This window comes from Mesorhizobium sp. LHD-90 (genome assembly GCF_030929505.1).
GTDB lineage: Bacteria > Pseudomonadota > Alphaproteobacteria > Rhizobiales > Rhizobiaceae > Kumtagia.
Map to the genome: position 1 here is coordinate 124,613 of NZ_JAVFVV010000017.1, position 20,677 is coordinate 145,289.

Consider the following 20,677-nt stretch of genomic DNA (forward strand, 5'->3'; position numbering starts at 1 on the left):
CAGCGGTAGTTTCCGGTCAGGAGCATCGACCATTTGGCCAGGGGGACGAACAGTGAGTCGAAGACCTTGAGTTTGACCGGAACGTCGTGGCCGTCCAGCGTGACGGCGGCGATGTCCGCTTCCAGTTCCCGGAGCAGGAGGTTGTGCGCCTCGTCGGCAAAGGTCGCCGCCTTGAAGTTCGTCGGCAGGCCGACTTGCAGCACATTCGCCGCCTCGTCCGGCGGGCGGAAGGCCTGCGGATCGGGCGAGCAGAGCGATATCAGTCCCGGCTCGAATCGTTCCCATACCGTGGCGTTGGTGTAGGCCTCGTCCAGTTCCATTCTTGCCAGCGCCGGAATCTGTTTGAGATAGGGCAGGGCGGCATGTTCATGATCGAGAGACAAGGCAGCCGTGCCTCGGCGATCTTGGCCATCAGGCCCCGGATCGTGTGGTCCGCATATTGTGGCTCCTGCATGGCAAGGCCGACGAGGTCGTAGCGGGAGAGATCCACGTCTTCAGGCGGCGCGGCGTCCAGTGCCCCCGGCAGGCCGCGCGAGAAGATCGCCCGGTGCGCCGCTTCGTGGCGCAGCTTGATGCGGACTTCAGTACCGCCACGATTGATGAGCTCCGCGGTCTGCTTCCGGCACACCAGTGTCACGTTGTGGCCGGCCATCAGCAGCTTTGTCGCCAACAACGAGCCATATGAGGCACCGAGGATCAGAATGTTGCGCGCCATCTTCCCTCTCATGACATTGCGGCGACTGTCGTCGGACTGAAGTCACGTACTGATCACGTAAGGGCACGCTCAGGCGGCCAGAGTAAGCTCCTCCTGCATCGTCTTTCCCACGAGATGTGGGCTTTTGGCTATGACGACGCCAGCTGCGCGCAGGGCGCCGATCTTGCTTTCGGCATCGGCTCCGGCATTGCCCGCAATGGCGCCGGCATGGCCCATGCGGCGCTCGACCGGCGCATGCCGCCCGACGATAAGAGCGACGACCGGGATTTTCGGCCTGGTCGCGGCGATGAACTCAGCCAGTACTTCCTCATCCGTGCCGCCGATTTCTCCTATGACGATTACGCCGTGGGTATCGGAATCGGCAAGGAAGAGCTCGAAGCAGGCGCGCATGCTGAGACCGTGAATGGTGTCACCGCCGATGCCGACCGTGGTGGACTGACCAAGTCCGGCGTCGCTCAGCTGCGCGATGACCTCGCTGGTCAGCGACGCGGAGCGCGACAGTATGCCGATATTGCCGCGCCGCGCATTGCCGGTCGCCATGACGCCGATCTTGCAAACGCCGGGGGCGAGGATGCCCTGCGAGTTCGGTCCGACGAGAATGGTGGAGCCCTGCTTCAAGGCATCGCGCACGCGCATCATGTCGCGAATCGGAACCCGCTCCGTGAGCGCCACGACAAGCGGCATCTCCGCTTCGATCGCCTCGATCATCGCATTGGCAGCTCGATCCGGCGGAACGAAGAGCATGCTGGCATTGGCGCCAGTCGCAGCCTTGGCAGAGGCGACAGTGTCGAAAATCGGCAGGTTGAGATGATGGGTGTCGCCCTTGCCCGGGCGCACGCCGCCGACGACGCGAGTGCCGTATTCCAGCATTACGGACGAATAGTGCGTACCGGCCCTGCCGGTCATACCCTGGCAGATGACGCGCGTGTGTTGGTCGACGAGAATGGTCATGGCCTTGTTCCCGCTATCCTGGCTTCCTCGACGGCGCGCGTCGCCGCGCTCCACATGTCCGGGCGGTCTATGACCCGGCAGCCGAAATTGGCGAAACGGAAACGGGCATATTCGGCGTTGTTGCCGGCCAGACGCACGACTGTCGGCAGCCTGCGGCCGGTCCGCCGCATGGCGATTCCGAGCCCGTCGGCAATCGTGTCGCAAGGCTGCATGCCGCCACCGTGCACATTGACCAGGATCGAGCGCACCGCCGGATTGTTCAGCAGCAGCGAAAAGCCGTAGGCGACATCGAGGCTGGTTGCCGTGGTGCGTATGTCCATGAAGTTCGCCGGCCTGCCATTGGCGGCGTGGACCATGTCGAGGGTGGCCAGCCCAAGCCCCGCGCCATTCGCCACGAGTCCGATGTCGCCGTCCATCTGGATGTAGTTGAGCTGCCGGTTCTGGGCGACACGCTCGCCCTCATTGTCTTCCTGCTCTTCGCGCAACGCGGCAAGTTCGGGTTGGCGAAAGAGCGCATTGTCGTCGATGATGATCTTCGCGTCGGCTGCAACGAATGTCCTGTCTCTGGTCAGCATCAGAGGATTGATTTCGATCAGCGTGGCGTCGAGAGAGGAGAAGGCCGAGGTCAGTCGCTGCAGCAGGCTGGCGAATTCCCGAAGCTGGGTACCCGAAAGGCTGAGCCGCAGGCCCAGGGCGAGGGCCTCGTCGTCCTTGATTTCCTGGTCCGAGGTCAGATGAAGACGCTCGAGGCGCATCTCGCCGGCGTGCACACGCTCTTCGATGTCTTCGCCGCCTTCCGCTCCTGCGAGCAGAACGGTTTCGGCCCTCGCAGCGTCGATAGAGAGCGAGAGATAGAGGCTGCGCGGTGCGGTGACGGCACGCTCGACCAATACGCTATGCGCCTTCGCACCGTCGGGGCCTGTCTGGGAGGTGACGAATGCCTGACCAAGGAGAAGGCGGGCGGTCGTTGCCACTTCGTCGGGCGTGCGCACAATACGCACTGCGCCCGCCTTACCGCGCCCGCCGGAACGGATCTGCGCCTTGACCGCGAAGCCTTCCCCGCCGAGATCGCGTGCGATCGCCGAGGCGTCCTCGGGTGTCAGCGCTACGCGGCCCTCCGGCACATCGATGCCGTGGCCAGCGAGCAGCGACTTCGCCTGGAACTCGTGCAGTCGCATGACACCCTCCCCCCTAGCGCGTGGCAAGATAGTAGCGCCTTGGAATACATTATGCCAGTGCGGCTGATGTCCGTCAATGCCTGGAAAACGGCGTCATTGATTACCGCCCCTAGGAATGGCTGACGAACAGCTGGACAAAAAGAAAATGGGGGCATCTAACGATGCCGCCGCAGACCGCCAACAAACCCCGTCATTTTTGGCGGGGTTTAGTTTTGTGGGTTTGCCGGTGCTGGCGCTTTGGGTGTCAGAATGTTTTGTCGGGAGGTTGCAGACCGCTGCGGGCGGGCTTTTGATCGCTCAGGCGAGGGTGGGCTTCGGTTTCGGCGAGAGGCAGAGCGCGATCTTCTTGATGGTCTGTGCGGTGGCGGCGAGCAGGCACAGGACGCGCACGCGCACGAGACTTCGGAAGCGGGCATAACGGTGGCTGTGCAACTCTGCTTGATGACCGCTGTTGGAGGACGGACGAGGAACGTGAGCCGTCTAGCCGCCATCCCATTGGTGAGCAAAGGCAAACCGCGCCGAAACGAGCGCATTCTTACAGTTAAGCGCAAAGCGACAAGTGGATAGTGATCATTAGGTGCTCGAGGAAGTTTCGGTCCAGATACCCTCGCTATGCTCTTTGACATAAGTCGCAAGGCCCAACGTATGGTCGCGGCAAAGCCGTTCGGCCATTTCTGTGTCGCGTTTTTCCAGCGCATCGATGATCGCCAGATGATCCTTGATGGACTGGCTTGTGCGGTCGTGACGGCCGATCGTGATCTTTCGGATGCCGCGGACATGAAGGAGGATATCCTCGGTCATTTCCTGCAGGATCTTCGATCCGGTCATCTTGATGAGAGTTTGGTGAAAGTTGATGTTCGCTTCCGAATATTCACTGAGATAGTCCGTAGGCCTGTGACCTTCGTGAAACTTCTCGAAAATTTTGCGAAGCTGCTCGATTTCCTTGCGGCTGGCATTGAGCGAAATCAGCCGCGCAGCCATGCCTTCCAGCGCCGCCCAGACCTGTATCATCTCGATCACTTCACGCTTGGTCTTGCGCAGGACCACGATTCCCCGGCGAGGTATCGACTTGACGAAGCCCTGTTGTTCGAGCATCGCGATCGCCTCGCGGATCGGCGTCCGACTCACCCCGAGGCGCTCGGCAAGCTGACGCTCGTCGAGCCAAGTATCCTCGGTTGTGCCGTAGACGTCCATGTTGGCGATCGCTTTCTTCAGCGTCGCATATATCCGCGTCTTGAAATTGGGTTCGGCAGCCAACGGCCCCAGGACGAGTTCGGGAGTAGCTTCATTAGCAAGTGGCCAACGCATTTGGCTTCTCCCACTCATCTCAGGGCATTTCTCCTTTGACGTCGATTTGGGATGTGTAATGCCATATTTGTTTGGGCGCAGCCATTCTCAATGTTGGGGCAAATTGTCCAGCCGGTTGAGGTCGACAGGGCGTCATTCGTCTTTCCAGACAGATCGCTCGGGCCGCGCATTGCCCAGTGGCGCTGCAGTCAGCCGGCCTTGGACAGGATCGGCTGGCGGATTGGCACGCCCAGCAGTTCGGCAAGCGTTGAACCGAGACGGGCCGGTGTGGGCGCGATGCGAATTCCGGCCGCTTCCATAGCCGCGATCTTATCTTCGGCGCCACCCTTGCCGCCGGAAATGATCGCGCCGGCATGGCCCATGCGGCGTCCGGGCGGGGCGGTGCGACCGGCGATGAAGCCTACCGTTGGTTTGAAGCGCCCACGGCCGGCCTCGTCGCGAAGGAACTTCGCCGCCTCTTCCTCCGCCGAGCCGCCGATCTCGCCGATCATGACGATGGATTCGGTCGCGGGATCGGCCAGGAACATCTCCAGCACGTCGATGAATTCCGTTCCCTTGATCGGATCGCCGCCAATGCCGACCGCCGTCGTCTGACCAAAACCCTGCTGCGAGGTCTGGAAGACCGCCTCATAAGTGAGCGTGCCGGAGCGCGAGACAATGCCGACGGAACCGCGCCGGAAGATGGAGCCCGGCATGATACCGATCTTGCATTCATCTGCAGTGATGAGGCCGGGGCAGTTGGGACCGATCAGCCGTGATTTCGAGCCGGAGAGAGCGCGCTTCACCTTCTGCATGTCGAGCACGGGGATGCCCTCAGTGATGCAGACGATGAGGGGAATTTCGGCCTGGATCGCTTCGCAGATCGCATCGGCCGCGCCGAAGGGCGGCACATAAATAACTGTCGCATCCGCGCCGGTCGCTTCGCGCGCCTCCATGACCGTGTCGAAGACCGGGAGCCCGAGATGGCTCGAGCCGCCCTTCCCCGGCGCGACGCCGCCAACCATCTTCGTACCATACTTGGCCGCTTGCTCGCTGTGAAACGTGCCGGTCTTGCCGGTGAATCCCTGGCAGAGAACGCGGGTGTTGCTGTCGATGAGAATGGACATCAGTTGAGCCCCCCGACGGCGTTCACGATCTTCTGGGCGGCGTCGTCGAGATCGTCGGCAGGGATGAGGTTGAGCCCGCTCTGCTCGAGTATCTGCTTGCCGAGTTCGACGTTGGTGCCTTCGAGCCGCACCACCAGCGGTACCTTGAGTCCTACGTCCTTCACCGCAGCGACCACGCCTTCGGCGATCACGTCGCAACGCATGATGCCGCCAAAAATATTGACAAGGATGCCTTTGACACTGGGATCGGCGGTAATGATCTTGAAAGCGGCAGCAACCTTCTCGGCCGTCGCACCGCCGCCGACATCGAGAAAGTTCGCCGGTTCCGCACCGTAGAACTTGATGATGTCCATGGTGGCCATGGCCAAGCCCGCGCCGTTCACCATGCAGCCTATGTTACCGTCGAGTGCGACATAGGAGAGATCGTATTTAGACGCCTCGATCTCCTTTGGATCTTCCTCCGTCTCGTCGCGCAAGGCCGCAATTTCCGGATGGCGTGCGAGCGCATTGGAATCGAAGCCCACTTTGGCGTCGAGGCACTGCAGCTTCCCGTCCTTCGAAACGATCAGCGGATTGATCTCCAGCATCTCCATGTCATTGGCGGTAAAGGCAGCGTAGAGACTTTCGACCAGCGACTGCGCCTGTTTGACCAGGTCGCCGCCAAGCCCGAGCGTTTTCGCGACCGCGCGACCGTGATGCGGCATGATGCCGGTCGCGGGATCGACGGAGAAGGTGACGATTTTCTCAGGCGCGTCGTGCGCGACCTGCTCGATGTCCATCCCGCCTTCGGTGGACACCACGAAGGAGACGCGGCTGGTCACGCGGTCGATGAGAAGCGACAGATAGAACTCCTTCTCAATTTCGGAGCCCTCTTCGACATAGAGGCGGTTGACCTGCTTTCCGGCCGGACCGGTCTGGAGGGTCACCAGCGTGTTGCCAAGCATCTCGACCGCGTCGGCGCGGATGTCGACAAAGGATTTGGCAAGGCGAACGCCGCCCTTGGCGTCGGCCGGAAGTTCCTTGAACCTGCCCTTGCCGCGCCCGCCGGCATGAATCTGCGCCTTCACGACATAGACCTGGCCGGGAAGCTTGCCCGCAGCCTCGGCGGCTTCTTCTATTGTGGTAGCTGCAAAGCCTTGTGGAAGCGGTACGCCGAAGGACCGCAGCACTTCCTTGGCCTGATATTCATGGATGTTCATCGACGAAAGCCCTGAAAGATTGCACAGTTCTGGATGGCCCCTGCGCGACGCGCCGGGGAGCTATGATGCGCCAGGACCCGGTTCAGATCAGAGCAGGCCTGCGCCCCGCGCCCATTTGTACTTCGCGCCGAGCACTTCGACCGGCAGTTCGGTCGAATAGGCGTAGGCCGGAATGCCATGCTGGTAGAGATATTCGGCCGCCTCCTCGACCTCGACGTCGCCAGCGAGCGATGCAACCATCGGCTTTTCGATGCCCTTGGCGGCCATTTCTTCCTTCACCTCCACCATCAGCCTGGCGAAGACCATCGGCGGCGTAACGATCGTGTGCCAATAGCCGAGAATCAGCGAGTGAATACGGTCGTCCTCAAGCCCTAGCTTCACGGTGTTCTTGTAGGTCTGCGGGGGCTCGCCGCCGGTGATGTCGACCGGGTTGCCGGCAGCACCGAAGGGCGGAATGAATTTGCGGAACGCCGCATCGAGATCGTCCGGCATGGACATAAGATTGAGGCCGTTGTCCACGCAGGCATCCGACAGGAGCACGCCCGAGCCTCCGGCCCCCGTGATGATGACGATATTCTCGCCCTTGGGCGTCGGCAGGATCGGCACGCCGCGCGCGAACTCGAGGAGCTGCCTAAGAGAGCGGGCGCGAATGACGCCGGACTGCTTGAAGACGTCCTCATAGATTTTGTCATTGCCGGCAAGCGCGCCCGTATGGGACGACGCCGCCTTCGCGCCGGCCGACGTGCGGCCCGCCTTGAGGATGACGATGGGCTTCTTCTTGGAGACCCGCTTGGCCGCCTCCGCAAAGGCGCGGCCGTCCTTCAGGTCTTCGCAGTGCTGGGCAATGATGCTAGTATTGTCGTCCTGCTCGAAGAAGGCGAGAAGGTCATCCTCGTCAATGTCGGACTTGTTGCCGAGGCCGACGATTGCAGAAACGCCCATCTTCGCCGAGCGGGAGAAACCGACGATGGCCATGCCAATGCCGCCCGACTGGGAAGAGAGCGCCGCCGACCCCTTAACGTCATAGGCCGTGCAGAAGGTGGCGCAGAGGTTGGCGGGCGTATAGTAGAAGCCGTAGATGTTCGGCCCCATCAGGCGGATATTGTATTTCTGGCCTACCTTGACGATCTCTTCCTGCAGTTCGGGGGCGCCAGCCTCGGCAAACCCTGACGGGATCAACACCGCGCCCGGAATGCCCTTCTCGCCGCATTCGGTAAGAGCGCCGGCGACGAACTTGGCAGGAATGGCGAAGATCGCCGTATCGATCGTGCCTGGTACGTCCTTGACGCTTCTGTAGGCCTTGTAGCCAAGGATTTCGTCGGCCTTGGGATGGATCGGATAAATCTCGCCCTTGTAACCGCCATTGATGAGGTTCTTCATCACCGAATTGCCGATCTTGCCGTCCTCGGCGGAGGCGCCGATCACGGCGACGGCCTTCGGCTTCATGATGCGGTTCATCGCCTTGACGATGTCGTCCTGGCTGGGTCGCGGGCGCGGCGCAGGCTGGTTGTAGTCGACCACGATGCGCACATCCGCGGCAATCGCGCCGTCCTTGGTGGCGAAAACCGGATTGAGGTCGAGCTCGGAGATTTCCGGATAATCGTTCACGAGCTGCGAAACGCGCACGATCATGTCGGCGAGCGCGGCGCGGTCGACCGGATCGCCGCCGCGCACGCCTTTCAGCATCTCGGCCGCCTGGATGCCGTCGAGCATGGAGAGCGCCTCTTCCCGCGTCACAGGCGCCAGGCGGAAGGTGATGTCCTTCAAGACTTCGACCAGCACTCCGCCGAGACCGAAAGCAACGAGCTTGCCGAAGGAGCCGTCGGTGACGGCGCCGATGATGACTTCCTGGCCGCCGGTCAGCATCTGCTGGACCTGCACGCCAGTGATCTTGGCGTCGGCCTTGTAGGCCTTCGCATTGGCAATGATCTTCTCGTAGGCGGCCTGCGCATCCTCGGCCGATTTGACGCCGACAATGACGCCGCCGGCCTCGGTCTTGTGAAGGATGTCCGGCGAGACGATCTTCATGACCACCGGAAAGCCCATGCCGGAGGCCAGCTTGGCTGCTTCCTCGGCGCTGCCGGCGACGCCTTCTTGCGGAACCTTGATACCATAGACATCGCACAGCAGTTTGCCTTCGGGCGCGGTGAGCGCCTGGCGCCCTTCAGCCTTCACCTTGTCCAGCACGTTACGGACAGCGGTTCTGTCGAGCATATTTACCTCCTCGAGTGCCGCTCGCCTTCTTTATGGCTGCGGTGTTGCATGGGCGGCTCGGCGGCACTGTTCCAGTAACCGCCTCGCGCTGGTTTTGGCTTCCTAGCGCCCCGCCCTTCTCGCGGCCGGAGCTTCAATCTCCAGCCTACGTCGGTTCCTCCGCCGCCCGGCGACGCTGCCCCTCATTCCCAGGGGTGCGATCGCTTTCGGGATGCCGGGCCGCCTTCCAACGCAGCAGCAGCCCGAAGGCCATGACGCCCATACAGATGATGGCCGGCAGCGCAGCAGGAAGCCACGGAATATGCATCGCGATCCAGGGGCCGGCGATGTGGTCATGCACGGCGAGTTCGCCTGCGATCCATCCGAGCAGGCCGGCGCCTGCCACGGCAAGCACCGGAACCCGGTCGAGCAGCCACAGCATCATGGCGCTCCCCACCACCATCAGCGGGATGGAGATAGCGATGCCGAGAGCGAGCAGCGTGACGCTGCCCTTCGCCGCCGCGGCAACCGCCAGAACGTTGTCGAGGCTCATCACCGCGTCGGCGATGGCAACGATCTTGACGGCCTGCCAAAGCGAGGTCGCCTCCTGCGCTCCCAGGTGCGATACTCCGTCCCCGCCGGTCGGCGCCACCAGCTTGACGGCGATCCAGACGAGCAGCAAGGCGCCCGTGAGTTTCAGGAACGGTACCTCGAGCACGTACACGATGGCGGCCGCGAAGGCGATTCGGAGTACGATCGCGGCGCCGGTGCCCATGAGCACGCCCCACTTTCGCTTCTCGGTCGGCAGCGACCTGCAGGCGAGCGCGATCACCAGAGCATTGTCGCCCGACAGCACGATGTCGATGCCTATGATCTTCAGCAGACCTATCCCGAAGGCCGAGGAGCCGAATTCCATTGCTTACACCCTCCCCGCCTCGCCATGCGGTCCGAGCTTGCCGTTGCGCATCTTGTCCACGAAGAATGCAATCAGCGGCCAGAAGAGCATGAGCATGGCCAATGCGCAGATCGAGCCCACGAGCCAGTTCGACCAGAAGATGGAAATGTTTCCTTGCGACATAAGCATGGATTGCCGGAATGAGCTTTCCGCCATGTCGCCCAGCACGAGCGCGAGCACCAGCGGCGCCAGCGGGTAATGAAGCTTCTTGAACACGTAGCCGACGACGCCGAAGAACAGCATGATGATGACATCAAGGAAGGCGTTGTGGACGGTGTACGCACCGATGCAGCAGAGCACGATGATCACCGGCGCGATGATCGAGAAGGGAATACGCAGGATCGACGCCCAGAGGGGTACCGTCGTCAGGACGATCAGGAAGCCGACTACATTGGAAAGATACATCGAGGCGATGAGGCCCCATACGAAGTCCTTTTGCTCGATAAAGAGCATGGGACCGGGCTGCAAACCCCAGATAAGCAGACCGCCAAGCATGACCGCCGCCGTGGGCGAGCCGGGGATGCCGAGCGTCAGCATCGGGAGCAGCGCACTTGTGCCAGCCGCATGCGCGGCCGTTTCTGGCGCAACCACGCCCTCGATCTCACCCTTGCCGAAACCATCGCGATTCTTCGAAAAGCGTTGGGCGAGGCCGTAGCTCATGAACGAAGCTGGCGTTGCGCCACCCGGAGTGATGCCAAGCCAACAGCCCACGGCCGCTGAACGGAGATAGGTGATCCAGAAGCGCGGCAAGCGAACCCAGGTATTCATCACCGAGCGCAGCGTGATGGTCGTGCTCTTGCCCCGAAACGACAGTCCCTCCTCCATGGTGAGCAGTATCTCGCCGATACCGAAGAGGCCAATGACGGCAATCAGGAAATCGAAGCCGCGCATGAGTTCGACCGTGCCGAAGGTCATGCGCAGCTGCCCGGTAACCGAGTCCATTCCCACCGCCGCAAGCGCAAACCCGAGCATCATGGCGGCCAGCACCTTAAACGGCGCCTCGCGACCCATGCCAACGAAACTGCAGAACGTAAGAAGTTGCACGGCGAAGAACTCGGCAGGCCCGAAGCGCAGTGCGAAGCCCGCTACCACCGGTGCGAGGAAGGTGATCACCGCAACGGCAAGCAGCGCGCCGATGAAGGATGAGGTAAAGGCGGCGGTCAGCGCCTGGTCGGCCTTGCCTTGCTGCGCCATGGGATGCCCATCGAAGGTGGTGGCTACCGACCATGGCTCCCCGGGAATGTTGAAGAGGACCGAGGTGATCGCGCCACCGAACAGCGCGCCCCAGTAAATCGAGGAGAGCATGATGATCGCCGCGGTGGGCGACATCGAGAAGGTGAGCGGCAAAAGGATGGCAATGCCGTTTGCGCCACCAAGTCCCGGCAACACGCCGATCAGCACGCCGAGCACAACGCCAACACACATATAGACGATATTCATAGGGTCGGCGAGAACGCCAAAGCCGTGAATGAGCGAAATCAATGCATCCATGGGGATTTCGTCCTCGATCTTGGTCTATGGGTCTCGATCTCAGAAACCGAACGCTGCCTCGAGCGGTCCTTTGGGCAGCGGGATCAGAAACGCGATTTCGAACAGCCAGAAGAGAATGAGGGGGATCGCGATTGCGACGGGCGCGGCCTTGCGGATCGAATACTTGCCCAGCCACATCATAAAGAAACAGATATAGATCGCGGAGGCGATGTAGATGCCGAGGAAATACATCACTCCGGCATAGACGGCAGTAGGCGCCAGAACCTTGAACACCAGCCGTAGGGCGGAACGCTCCACGAAATTGGACGTATTAGCATTGCGCCCTATCAGGTTGACCGCGAATGTTACCGCGCTCGCCAGGAACATGATGAGACCGATATAGAAGGGGAAATAGCCCGCCTCCGGCCCGTCGAACGCCCAGCCAATGCCGACGCGCACGCTGTCGAGCATGACGACGCCGGCAAGGACCATGAGGGCGCCCGCAACCATCAGTTCCATGACCCTAGTAGTGACCGTGGACTGGTCTTCGCCAGGCACAACCTCGGGCATCACATCATGTTCGGGTGCCATGATGAGCTCGCTTTCTCGGATTTGTCACAAAAGGAAATGGCATCCGGAGCCAAGGCCCGGATGCCATTGAGGGTCACTCGGCGAGGAACCCCGCCTTGGTCATCAGATCCTTGTGCAGAGTCTCCGCATTCGCCACCCAGGTCTTGAATTCGTCACCGGATTTGAAGGATTGTGAAAAGGCGCCCTTGGCCATGAAGTCCTTCCACTCAGGTGTCTCCCGCACCTTCTGGAATAAGGCGACGTAATAGTCTATCGCCTCTTGGCTCACGCCCGGCGACGTGAATATGCCGCGCAGCATCTGGTACTCGACGTCGACCCCGGCCTCCTTGCAGGTCGGTACATCGCCCCATTTCACTGCGCCCTCCGTCTGCATGCGCTCGGCAGCGAAGACACAGAGTGCGCGCGTGTTGCCAGCTTGCCAGAAGGAGACCTGCTCGATCGGATTGTTGACGGTGGAGTCGATATGGCCGCCCACGAGTTGCTTGGCGACATCGCCGCCGCCCTTGAACGGTACGTAGGTGAATTTCTTGCCGGTCACCTGTTCCAGCGCGACCGTGACGATCTGATCCTCCTGCTTGGAGCCCGTTCCGGCCATCTTGAACTGGTTGTCGGCGCCGGCCTTGACGGCGTCCACATAGTCCTGCGCCGTTTTATAAGGCGAATCCGCGTTCACCCACAGGACGAAATTGTCGAGCGCCAACATGGCGACCGGCGTGAGATCCTCCCAGCTGAACGGCACCCCGGTCGCAAGCGGCGTGGTGAAAAGGTTCGACAGGGTGATGATGATCTTGTGGTCGTTGCCTTCGGACTCTTTCACATCCATGAAGCCCTCGGCACCGGCGCCGCCGGACTTGTTGATGACCACCACGGACTGCTCGGCGAGCCCATGCTTCTGGACAATGCCCTGGATCATGCGCGCCATCTGATCGGCGCCACCGCCAGTACCAGCGGGAACAATGAATTCGATCGTCTTGCTGGGCTTCCAGTCGGCCCAGGACGGGGTTACGGCCGCGAAGCCCGTTAGTGCTGTTGTCAGCGCTGCTATCGCCAGCGATTGCGCAAGTTTCATGCCATTTCTCCTCCCAGATTGAGCAACGCGATTCCCTTGTGTTTCTTGCGCGTGCTCGTTTGACATTGCAGTCGCCCCGACCCGCGATTGGCACGAGTCCTAGCTTTGCCCCTTGCTGGTTGTCTGCCTCCAAGCCTCCCATTCTGTGGTATAACAAATGCCAGTCCTAACAAAGGCCCACCCACGCGTCAAGCTGGAAATCTCACACTGGCTTGGTTTGACTTATGGCATTTATTATGCCAGAAGCGCCCCATGATAACTGCTTGGCAGCCATAAAATGAAATCAGGGCGAACATCCCCATTCAGAGTTGATGCGAGCGCCAGACTGGCCGGCAAGACGGCAGTATTCAGGAGGAGGAGCAATACCTATGACCATCGTCTCGAAAGTCGAGCAGGCCCCGTCACCCGCGGAGGGAGAACGGGATCTGACTGATGGTTTTCATCTCGTCATCGACGCGCTTAAGCTCAACGGTGTCAAGACGATTTATGGCGTGCCCGGCATCCCGATCACGGACTTCGGCCGCATGGCGCAGGCCGAAGGCATTCGCGTGCTCTCGTTCCGCCACGAGCAAAACGCCGGCTACGCCGCCTCGATCGCCGGGTTCCTCACGCAGAAGCCCGGAATTTGCCTGACTGTTTCGGCGCCTGGCTTTCTCAATGGTCTGACTGCGCTCGCCCACGCCACCACCAATTGCTTTCCGATGATTCTGATTTCGGGCTCCTCCGAACGCGAGATCGTCGATCTGCAGCAGGGCGACTATGAGGAGATGGATCAGCTCGCGATCGCCAAGCCGCTGTGCAAGGCGGCTTTCCGCATCCTGCATGCACAGGACATCGGCATCGGCCTCGCGCGCGCCATTCGCGCCGCGGTTTCCGGCCGTCCGGGCGGTGTCTATCTCGATCTGCCCGCCAAGCTGTTCGGCCAGGTGATGGACGCCGAAACAGGCCGGAAGTCCCTGGTCAAGGTGATCGACCCGGCGCCGGCGCAGATTCCATCGCAAGAATCGATCAGACGCGCGCTCGACGTGTTGAAGGGCGCGAAACGGCCGCTGATCATCCTCGGAAAGGGCGCGGCCTACGCCCAGGCAGACGACGCTATCCAGCGGCTCGTCGACAAGAGCGGCGTTCCCTTCCTGCCGATGAGCATGGCCAAGGGGCTCATCCCGGACACGCATCCGCAATGCGCCGGCGCGGCGCGCTCGACCGTGCTGAAGGACAGCGATGTTGTCATGCTGATCGGTGCGCGTCTCAACTGGCTCCTGTCACACGGCAAGGGCAAGACATGGGGCGATGCCACGAAGAAGTTCATCCAGATCGACATCGAGCCGAAGGAGATGGATTCGAACGTCGAGATCGCCGCGCCCGTGGTGGGCGACATCGGCTCCTGCGTCTCGGCGCTGCTCGCCGGCATGGAGGCGGGTTGGGCTGCTGCGCCCGCCGAATGGACCGCGGCCGTCGCGAAGAAGCGCGACGAGAACGTCGCCAAGATGGCGCCGCGCCTGATGAACAACAATTCGCCCATGGATTACCACGGCGCGCTCGGCGTGCTGCGAACGATCATCGCCGAGCGACCCGACGCCATCCTCGTCAACGAGGGCGCCAACACGCTCGACCTCGCGCGCGGCGTAATCGACATGCATCAACCGCGCAAGCGCCTCGACGTCGGCACCTGGGGCGTGATGGGCATCGGCATGGGTTACGCTATCGCCGCTGCTGTGGAGACCGGCAAGCCCGTTCTGGCGGTGGAAGGCGATTCGGCTTTCGGCTTTTCCGGCATGGAGGTCGAAACCATCTGCCGGTACAACCTGCCCGTCTGCGTGGTCATTTTCAACAACAACGGCATCTACCGTGGCACCGACGTCAATGCCGCGGGCCGAGATCCTGCCACCACCGTGTTCGTCAAGGACTCGCGCTACGACAAGATGATGGAAGCATTCGGCGGCGTCGGGGTCCATGTGACGACGCCCGACGAGCTGAAGCGCGCCGTCGCCAAGGCGATGGACTCGCGCCAGCCTACCCTCATCAACGCTGCGATCGATCCGGCTGCCGGCAGCGAGAGCGGCCGCATCGGCAACCTCAACCCGCAAAGCGTCCTGAAGAAGAAATAGGAAGTATGCCCATGAAAGCGCTTGAAGGCGTTCGCATCCTAGACTTCACCCATGTCCAGTCCGGGCCGACTTGTACGCAGCTCCTCGCATGGTTTGGCGCTGACGTGATCAAGATCGAGCGCCCGGGAACAGGCGACATTACGCGTGGACAATTGCAGGACATACCCAAGGTGGACAGCCTGTACTTCACCATGCTGAACCACAACAAACGTTCGATCACGCTCGACACCAAGAACCCGACTGGGAAGGAAGTGCTCGAGCGCCTGATCAAGGAATGCGACGTGCTGGTCGAGAATTTCGGACCGGGCGTGCTCGACCGCATGGGCTTCCCCTGGGAGAAGATCAGCAGGCTCAACCCGAGGATGATCGTCGCCTCGATCAAGGGCTTCGGCCCGGGTCCTTACGAGGACTGCAAGGTCTATGAGAACGTTGCGCAATGCACCGGCGGCGCCGCCTCGACCACCGGCTTCCGCGACGGCCCGCCTTTGGTCACCGGCGCACAGATCGGCGATTCCGGTACCGGGCTGCATCTCGCGCTCGGCATCGTGGCGGCGCTTTATCACCGCACGCACTCCGGTAGGGGGCAGCGAGTCACCTGTGCGATGCAGGACGGCGTGCTGAACCTTTCGCGCGTGAAATTGCGCGACCAGCAACGGCTCGCACGCGGACCGCTGAAGGAATACAGCCAGTTCGGCGAGGGCGTTCCCTTCGGCGCGGCCGTGCCGCGCGCCGGCAATGATTCCGGCGGTGGCCAGCCCGGCCGCATCCTGAAATGCAAGGGATGGGAGCAGGATCCCGACGCGTACATCTATTTCATCACCCAGGCGCCTGTGTGGGAGAAAATCTGCGACATCATCGGCGAGCCGACCTGGAAGACGGATCCGGAATATGCGACGCCGCCGGCGCGCCTGACGAAACTGAACGCCATCTTCGCGCGCATCGAACAGTGGACGATGACCAAGACCAAGTTCGAGGTGATGAATATCTGCAATGCCGTCGATATTCCGGTCGGTCCCATCCTTTCCATGAAGGAAATTGCCGAGGATCAGTCGCTGCGCGCCACCGGCACGGTGGTCGAAGTCGACCATCCGACGCGCGGAAAATATCTTTCCGTGGGCAATCCGATCAAATTGTCGGACAGCCCGACCAAGGTGGAGCGCTCCCCCCTCCTTGGCGAGCATACGGAGGAAATCCTGCGCGACGTGCTGCGCTTTGATCCGGGCAGGATCAGCGAGATTCAGCAGAGCGGCGCAGTCGGCGTTCCACCGGCGATCGCGGCAGAGTAACCTGAGGCCGGAGAAAGCTGAATGGCGGCATCGTTAATGCCGCCACAGGCCGCTGACAAACCCCTGGCTTTGGCTTGGGTTTTTTGATTTCACTGGTTATGTCGAAGCGACCCGCCCCTGAACAGACTGCGCTCGAGAATGTGACGCTCGATGAACTGGTTCCGAAGGATCACCTGCTTCGCAAGATCGACCGGGCGATCGACTTTTCCTTCATCCACGACCCGACGGCGCCGCTCTACTGCCCTGACAACGGCCGGCCGCCACTCGACCCGACATACATCCAAACATCGAAGCCACCGAATTCTACCGGCAGTCTTCATCCGCCCACTTTCACGCTACTGCGACGTTCCGTTTCGTGGCGAGGATATTGAAGCGCCGACCAGCTGAGGTCGCTATCTTGGACAGGACGTCAGACGACGCGAACCTCGATGTCGCCGACGCCATCGATATGACCCTTCATCACGTCGCCGCGCTTGATCGCGCCGACGCCCGACGGCGTTCCCGACATGATGATGTCGCCGGGCGCCAGGCGGAACAGACCGGACAGATAGCTGATCATCTCCGGAACTTTCCAGATCATCTGGTTGAGGTCGCCGGTCTGCTTGCGTTCGCCGTTGACGTCGAGCCAGATCGCGCCTTCCGACAGGTGACCGATCCTCGACGCCGGCACCAGCGCCGAGCAGGGTGCCGACTGCTCGAAAGCCTTGCCGACTTCCCACGGCCGGCCCATGTCCTTGGCCTTGCCCTGCAGGTCGCGCCGCGTCATGTCGAGGCCGACGCCGTAGCCGTAGACACAATCCAGCGCCTTTTCGACCGGGATGTCGACGCCCCCGCTTTTCAGCGCGACGATCATCTCGATCTCGTGATGCACGTCGCTGGAAGCCGGCGGGTAAGGGAACTCCCCGCTGGTGTCGAGATTGTCGGCGTTCTTCTGGAAGAAGAAGGGCGGCTCCTTGTTCGGGTCGTGCCCCATCTCGACCGCATGCGCCGCGTAATTGCGGCCGACGCAATAGACGCGATGCACCGGGAAAAGCTGGTCCGACCCGGCGATGGGAATGGCCGGGATCGCTGTCGGTTCGATGACGTAGTTGGGGGCCGCGGCCTTGATGTTCATTGTCTTGCTCCTGCGTAGAATTCGACCTTCGCCTCGACCCACTCGATCAGTTCCGCGATCAGGAGGGCGAAGGCAAAGAGGATGATGGTGAGGGCCCAGAATTCGGCCATGCGGAAATTGCGCGAAAAAGTCTCGAACAGCGCGCCGTAGCCGACAATGGCGACAAGCAGTTGGCCGATGACCACACCCTTGACGCCGCGGATCAGCCCAAGCCGGATGCCGGCGAGGATTTCAGGCAGTGCCGCCCAGAGGATGATCTTGACGTATAGCGCACGTTTCGTCGCCCCATAGGATCGCGCCATCTCGATCAGCGAAGGCGAGATGTGGCGCACCCCGGCGCGTGTGTCGAGCACGATGATCCAGATCGCGAACAGAAAAACCGCGGCGACGATGGTCTTCTCGCCGAAGCCGAACAGGATCATCAGCACCGGCACGAGCGCCGACAGCGGTGCTGACGAGAAGATGCTGACCCATATGCCGAGCAGTTCGTCGGCGAGCTTGACACGGCCCATCAGTATTCCGAGCGGGACGCCGACGAGGATCGACAGCACCATGCCGAAGAAAAAGGCGCGCAACGTGGTGACAGTCGCGCTTTGCCAGGACGGCGTCTGCACGAGATCGACCGCGGCCCGCAGCACCTCGCTGAACGGCGGCAGCATGATCATCAGGTCGAGCCGGCCGACGATCTCCCAGACGACGCACCAGACCAGGAGCGACGCCATCATCGGCACGCGGTAGCCGAAAATCTTCATGCCCGGACCTCTGTCGGCATCGCCTCATTCGACATATTGCTTCAGCCCCTGCCAGATCTCCTCGACCGTATCGAGATAGTGCTTGTCGCGATGGATCCGGTCCGGGTCGACCAAGCGGTCGATTGCCGGCTCGATGATCTGCGACACCCGGCCCGGACGCGGCGACAAGAGCACGATCCGGTCGGAGATGTAGACGGCTTCCTCGATTGAATGCGTCACGAAGATGAAGGTCTTGTTCTGGTTGGTCCTGAGCCGGATCAAATCCTCCTGGAACTTACGCCGGTTCTGCTCATCCACCGCCGAGAAGGGCTCGTCGAGCAACAGCACGTCGGCATCGACCGACAGCGCCCGCGCAAGGCCGACACGCTGGCGCATGCCGCCCGACAGTTCGTGCGGATATTTGTCTTCGAAACCGGAAAGCCCGACCTCGCCGATATAGTGGCGGGCGACCTTCTCGCGCTCGGCAACCGCCTTGCCCCTGAGTTCGAGGCCGAAGGCTACGTTCCGCAGCACCGTTGCCCAGGGCAGCAGCGCGAAGTCCTGGAACACGAAGGCGCGTTCCGGGCCTGGCTTGCTGACCGTGTGGCCGTTGACTGAGATGGTGCCGGCATCGGCCTCGACCAGCCCGGCGATGATTTTGAGCAGCGTCGTCTTCCCGCAGCCGCTCGGCCCGAGCAGGCTTGTCAGCTTGCCCCTTGGAAAATCGAGGTCGATGCCGCGGAGCGCTTCGACACTGCCGTAGGTCTTGGAGATGCCGCGCACCTCGACGATGGCGTCGACCGGCTCAGGCACTGGCTTTGGTCCGTTCCTCAAGATAGCGGTGCGCATGTCAGGCGCTTCTCTTTTCAGGCCTGAAAACACGCGTTTCAACCCACTGCAATGCGATGAGCGTCAGGGTCGAAAGGGCAATGATCGAGGCAATGGTTGCGTACATCTCGGCATAGTCGGCGCGGGAGCGGTGGAAGGTGATGAGGTCGCCAATGCCGGTCGGCGTGATCAGGAGTTCGGCAAGCACGACGCCGACGAAGCCGGCGGCGACGCCGAGACGCAGACCGGCAAAGATGACCGGGCTGGCGTCGGGCAGGATGATCTTGGACACGACCTGCCATCGCGTGCCAAGGAAAGACTGGCACATGGCGATCAGCGAGGTGTTGACGTTGCGCACCGCCTTGTAGGTGTTGAGCACGATGACGGGCAAAGCGAGGATCATCACGGCAAGCGTCTTCGCCGTCATGCCGATGCCGTAGATGAAGGTGACCATCGGGATGAAAGCCGCGACGGGTGCCGCCTGCAGCACGATGAAGATCGGGATCAGCAGCCACTCGCCAGTGCGCCACAGGCCGCACAGCGTGCCGAGGCCGACGCCGAGGAAGGCCGAGAGAATGACGCCGAGCAGCAGCGGCTGCAGCGTCGAAAGATAGGCTTTCGGCAGGCTGCCATCGGCGGTCATGCTGACGAACGCGATGACAGTGTCGAAAAATGTCGGAAACGCGAAGCTGACAGGGATCATGCCTGCGATCTGCCAAATGCCGGCAAACAGCACGACGGAAGCGACGCGCAACAAGGCCGGGTGGTTTTGCCAGCCGCTCGTCTCGCTGCGCCCTGACAGGGGTGCGAGGCTTATCGCCCCGCCCTCGGTTCTCGTGCTGTCCATTGTTTATTTCTTGCCGAGCTTGGCGGTAGCGCGGTCGAGCGCCGAAACATCCCAGAACTCCTCGACCTTGAGCGCTGACGCATCGCCTTCGATCTGGCCGGCAAGGCTGAAAAAGGCGAAGTCGTCCGCCGCTGCATCCGCGCCACCGCCGTTCAGCGCCAACGCGCCGGCTTCGGCGGTCTCCTTGTAATATTCGGCGATCTCCGCATCGGCTTCCGCGCCAAGGTCGGCCAGCAGCTTGTACTTGTTGCGCAGGTCGACAGCGGCTGCCGGGTTCGCCGTGATCTCGCGTCCGGTGTTGATCAGTTCTTCGACGAGGATGTCGACATCGGCGGCATTGTTCTTGAGATAGTCCGCGGTCGCGAACACAGCTTCATCGGTGGCGCTGAGATTCTCGACCGGCAGAACGACGAACTTGCCCGGCGCCTCGGCCTCAAGGGCACGGCGGTTGGCCGCATCGACGATCGATGCCTTCAGCGTGCCTTGCAGCAGTGCGTTGCGGCGAACCTCCGAGCCAGGCACGTAGCTGACGGTGCCGAGCGTGATGCCGTTGTTCTTTGCCATCAGCAACATCACGGCCTCGGTGCCGGATCCACGCGCCTGCACTGCCACATCCTGTCCGTCGAGATCCTTCCAGGACTTGTAGAACTCGCCATTGACGACCGGGAAGAAGCGCAGCGTCGAAATCTGCGCGAAAATGCGGATCGGCACGCCGACCTTCTGGATCAGCGTGTAGGGCGCGCCGATGCCGACATCGGCCTGGCCGCCGACGATCGCCTGCGCGGCGAGATCCTCGTCGTTGAGGATGATGAGTTCGACGTTGACGCCGCGCTCCTTGGCCCGCTCGATAGCCGCCAGCGTCTGGATGGACTCGATGCCGGGCAAGTCGCCGAAGGCGATCCGCATGTCGCCGGCATTGGCGGCGGGCGCGGCCATTGCAACACCCATGAAGGCCGCGAAAGCGCTCGCCAGGATCATGCGTCTGGAAATGCTGGTCATGTTTGTTCCTCCCGTTTTCTTGTAACCAA

17 protein-coding genes and 2 pseudogenes are annotated in these 20,677 nt (G+C 61.8%); 3 read left to right on the forward strand and 16 right to left on the reverse strand.

The features are described from left to right. Positions 1–2: 2 nt before the first annotated feature. The 11 genes and pseudogenes from RB623_RS22440 to RB623_RS22490 form a co-directional block, all read right to left on the reverse strand. Positions 3–715 (reverse strand): annotated as a pseudogene (locus RB623_RS22440) (ketopantoate reductase family protein); the annotation flags it as partial. A 69-nt stretch (positions 716–784) separates the two neighbouring features. After that, entirely contained in the window at positions 785–1,666 is an 882-nt protein-coding gene (locus RB623_RS22445; RefSeq protein ID WP_308059252.1) for a succinate--CoA ligase subunit alpha, read from the reverse strand. Next, on the reverse strand, positions 1,663–2,871 hold the full coding sequence (gene sucC, locus RB623_RS22450) for an ADP-forming succinate--CoA ligase subunit beta (protein WP_308059226.1): 1,209 nt from the start codon (positions 2,869–2,871) through the stop codon (positions 1,663–1,665). Before sucC (RB623_RS22450) ends, RB623_RS22445 begins: the two co-directional genes overlap by 4 nt. Before the next feature lie 546 nt (positions 2,872–3,417). Further along, complete coding sequence (locus RB623_RS22455; RefSeq protein ID WP_308059227.1) at positions 3,418–4,152, reverse strand: GntR family transcriptional regulator; 735 nt, start codon at positions 4,150–4,152, stop codon at positions 3,418–3,420. 188 nt (positions 4,153–4,340) lie between these two features. Next, positions 4,341–5,258 carry a succinate--CoA ligase subunit alpha gene (sucD, locus tag RB623_RS22460; protein WP_308059228.1) on the reverse strand — a complete coding sequence of 306 codons (918 nt, stop codon included), beginning with the start codon at positions 5,256–5,258 and terminating at the stop codon, positions 4,341–4,343. Further along, a complete protein-coding gene (sucC, locus tag RB623_RS22465) occupies positions 5,258–6,457 on the reverse strand; it encodes an ADP-forming succinate--CoA ligase subunit beta (RefSeq protein WP_308059229.1) in 1,200 nt (399 codons plus the stop codon). The genes sucD and sucC (RB623_RS22465) overlap by 1 nt, the downstream gene beginning before the upstream one ends. Before the next feature lie 87 nt (positions 6,458–6,544). Next, entirely contained in the window at positions 6,545–8,671 is a 2,127-nt protein-coding gene (locus tag RB623_RS22470) for an acetate--CoA ligase family protein (protein WP_308059230.1), read from the reverse strand. Between the two features lie 145 nt (positions 8,672–8,816). Next, positions 8,817–9,566, reverse strand: a complete 750-nt coding sequence (locus RB623_RS22475; RefSeq protein ID WP_308059231.1) for a TerC family protein — start codon at positions 9,564–9,566, stop codon at positions 8,817–8,819. A gap of 3 nt (positions 9,567–9,569) precedes the next feature. Next, positions 9,570–11,096 (reverse strand): tripartite tricarboxylate transporter permease, encoded by a 1,527-nt coding sequence (locus RB623_RS22480; RefSeq protein ID WP_308059232.1) that lies wholly within the window; start codon positions 11,094–11,096, stop codon positions 9,570–9,572. Between the two features lie 39 nt (positions 11,097–11,135). Beyond that, positions 11,136–11,666, reverse strand: coding sequence for a tripartite tricarboxylate transporter TctB family protein (locus tag RB623_RS22485; RefSeq protein WP_308059233.1), 531 nt, complete (start codon positions 11,664–11,666; stop codon positions 11,136–11,138). Between the two features lie 73 nt (positions 11,667–11,739). Continuing rightward, on the reverse strand, positions 11,740–12,735 hold the full coding sequence (locus RB623_RS22490; RefSeq protein ID WP_308059253.1) for a tripartite tricarboxylate transporter substrate-binding protein: 996 nt from the start codon (positions 12,733–12,735) through the stop codon (positions 11,740–11,742). A gap of 368 nt (positions 12,736–13,103) precedes the next feature. Between RB623_RS22490 and oxc the strand changes: the two genes are divergently transcribed. The 3 genes and pseudogenes from oxc to RB623_RS22505 form a co-directional block, all read left to right on the forward strand. Beyond that, complete coding sequence (gene oxc, locus RB623_RS22495) at positions 13,104–14,843, forward strand: oxalyl-CoA decarboxylase (protein WP_308059234.1); 1,740 nt, start codon at positions 13,104–13,106, stop codon at positions 14,841–14,843. An 11-nt stretch (positions 14,844–14,854) separates the two neighbouring features. Next, a complete protein-coding gene (gene frc / locus RB623_RS22500) occupies positions 14,855–16,129 on the forward strand; it encodes a formyl-CoA transferase (RefSeq protein WP_308059235.1) in 1,275 nt (424 codons plus the stop codon). A 98-nt stretch (positions 16,130–16,227) separates the two neighbouring features. Further along, positions 16,228–16,401 (forward strand): annotated as a pseudogene (locus RB623_RS22505) (IS5/IS1182 family transposase); the annotation flags it as partial. Positions 16,402–16,538: 137 nt separating this feature from the next. Here RB623_RS22505 and RB623_RS22510 read toward each other — a convergent pair. The 5 genes from RB623_RS22510 to RB623_RS22530 are packed head-to-tail and all read right to left on the reverse strand — an operon-like array spanning position 16,539 to position 20,648. Next, a complete protein-coding gene (locus RB623_RS22510; protein ID WP_308059236.1) occupies positions 16,539–17,243 on the reverse strand; it encodes a fumarylacetoacetate hydrolase family protein in 705 nt (234 codons plus the stop codon). Beyond that, positions 17,240–17,995, reverse strand: a complete 756-nt coding sequence (locus RB623_RS22515; RefSeq protein ID WP_308059237.1) for an ABC transporter permease subunit — start codon at positions 17,993–17,995, stop codon at positions 17,240–17,242. The genes RB623_RS22510 and RB623_RS22515 overlap by 4 nt, the downstream gene beginning before the upstream one ends. Positions 17,996–18,019: 24 nt before the next feature. After that, positions 18,020–18,823, reverse strand: coding sequence for an ABC transporter ATP-binding protein (locus RB623_RS22520; RefSeq protein WP_308059239.1), 804 nt, complete (start codon positions 18,821–18,823; stop codon positions 18,020–18,022). Between the two features lies 1 nt (position 18,824). After that, positions 18,825–19,649 (reverse strand): ABC transporter permease, encoded by an 825-nt coding sequence (locus RB623_RS22525; protein WP_308059240.1) that lies wholly within the window; start codon positions 19,647–19,649, stop codon positions 18,825–18,827. A gap of 3 nt (positions 19,650–19,652) precedes the next feature. Beyond that, positions 19,653–20,648, reverse strand: coding sequence for an ABC transporter substrate-binding protein (locus tag RB623_RS22530; protein WP_308059241.1), 996 nt, complete (start codon positions 20,646–20,648; stop codon positions 19,653–19,655). Between the last annotated feature and the right edge of the window lie 29 nt (positions 20,649–20,677).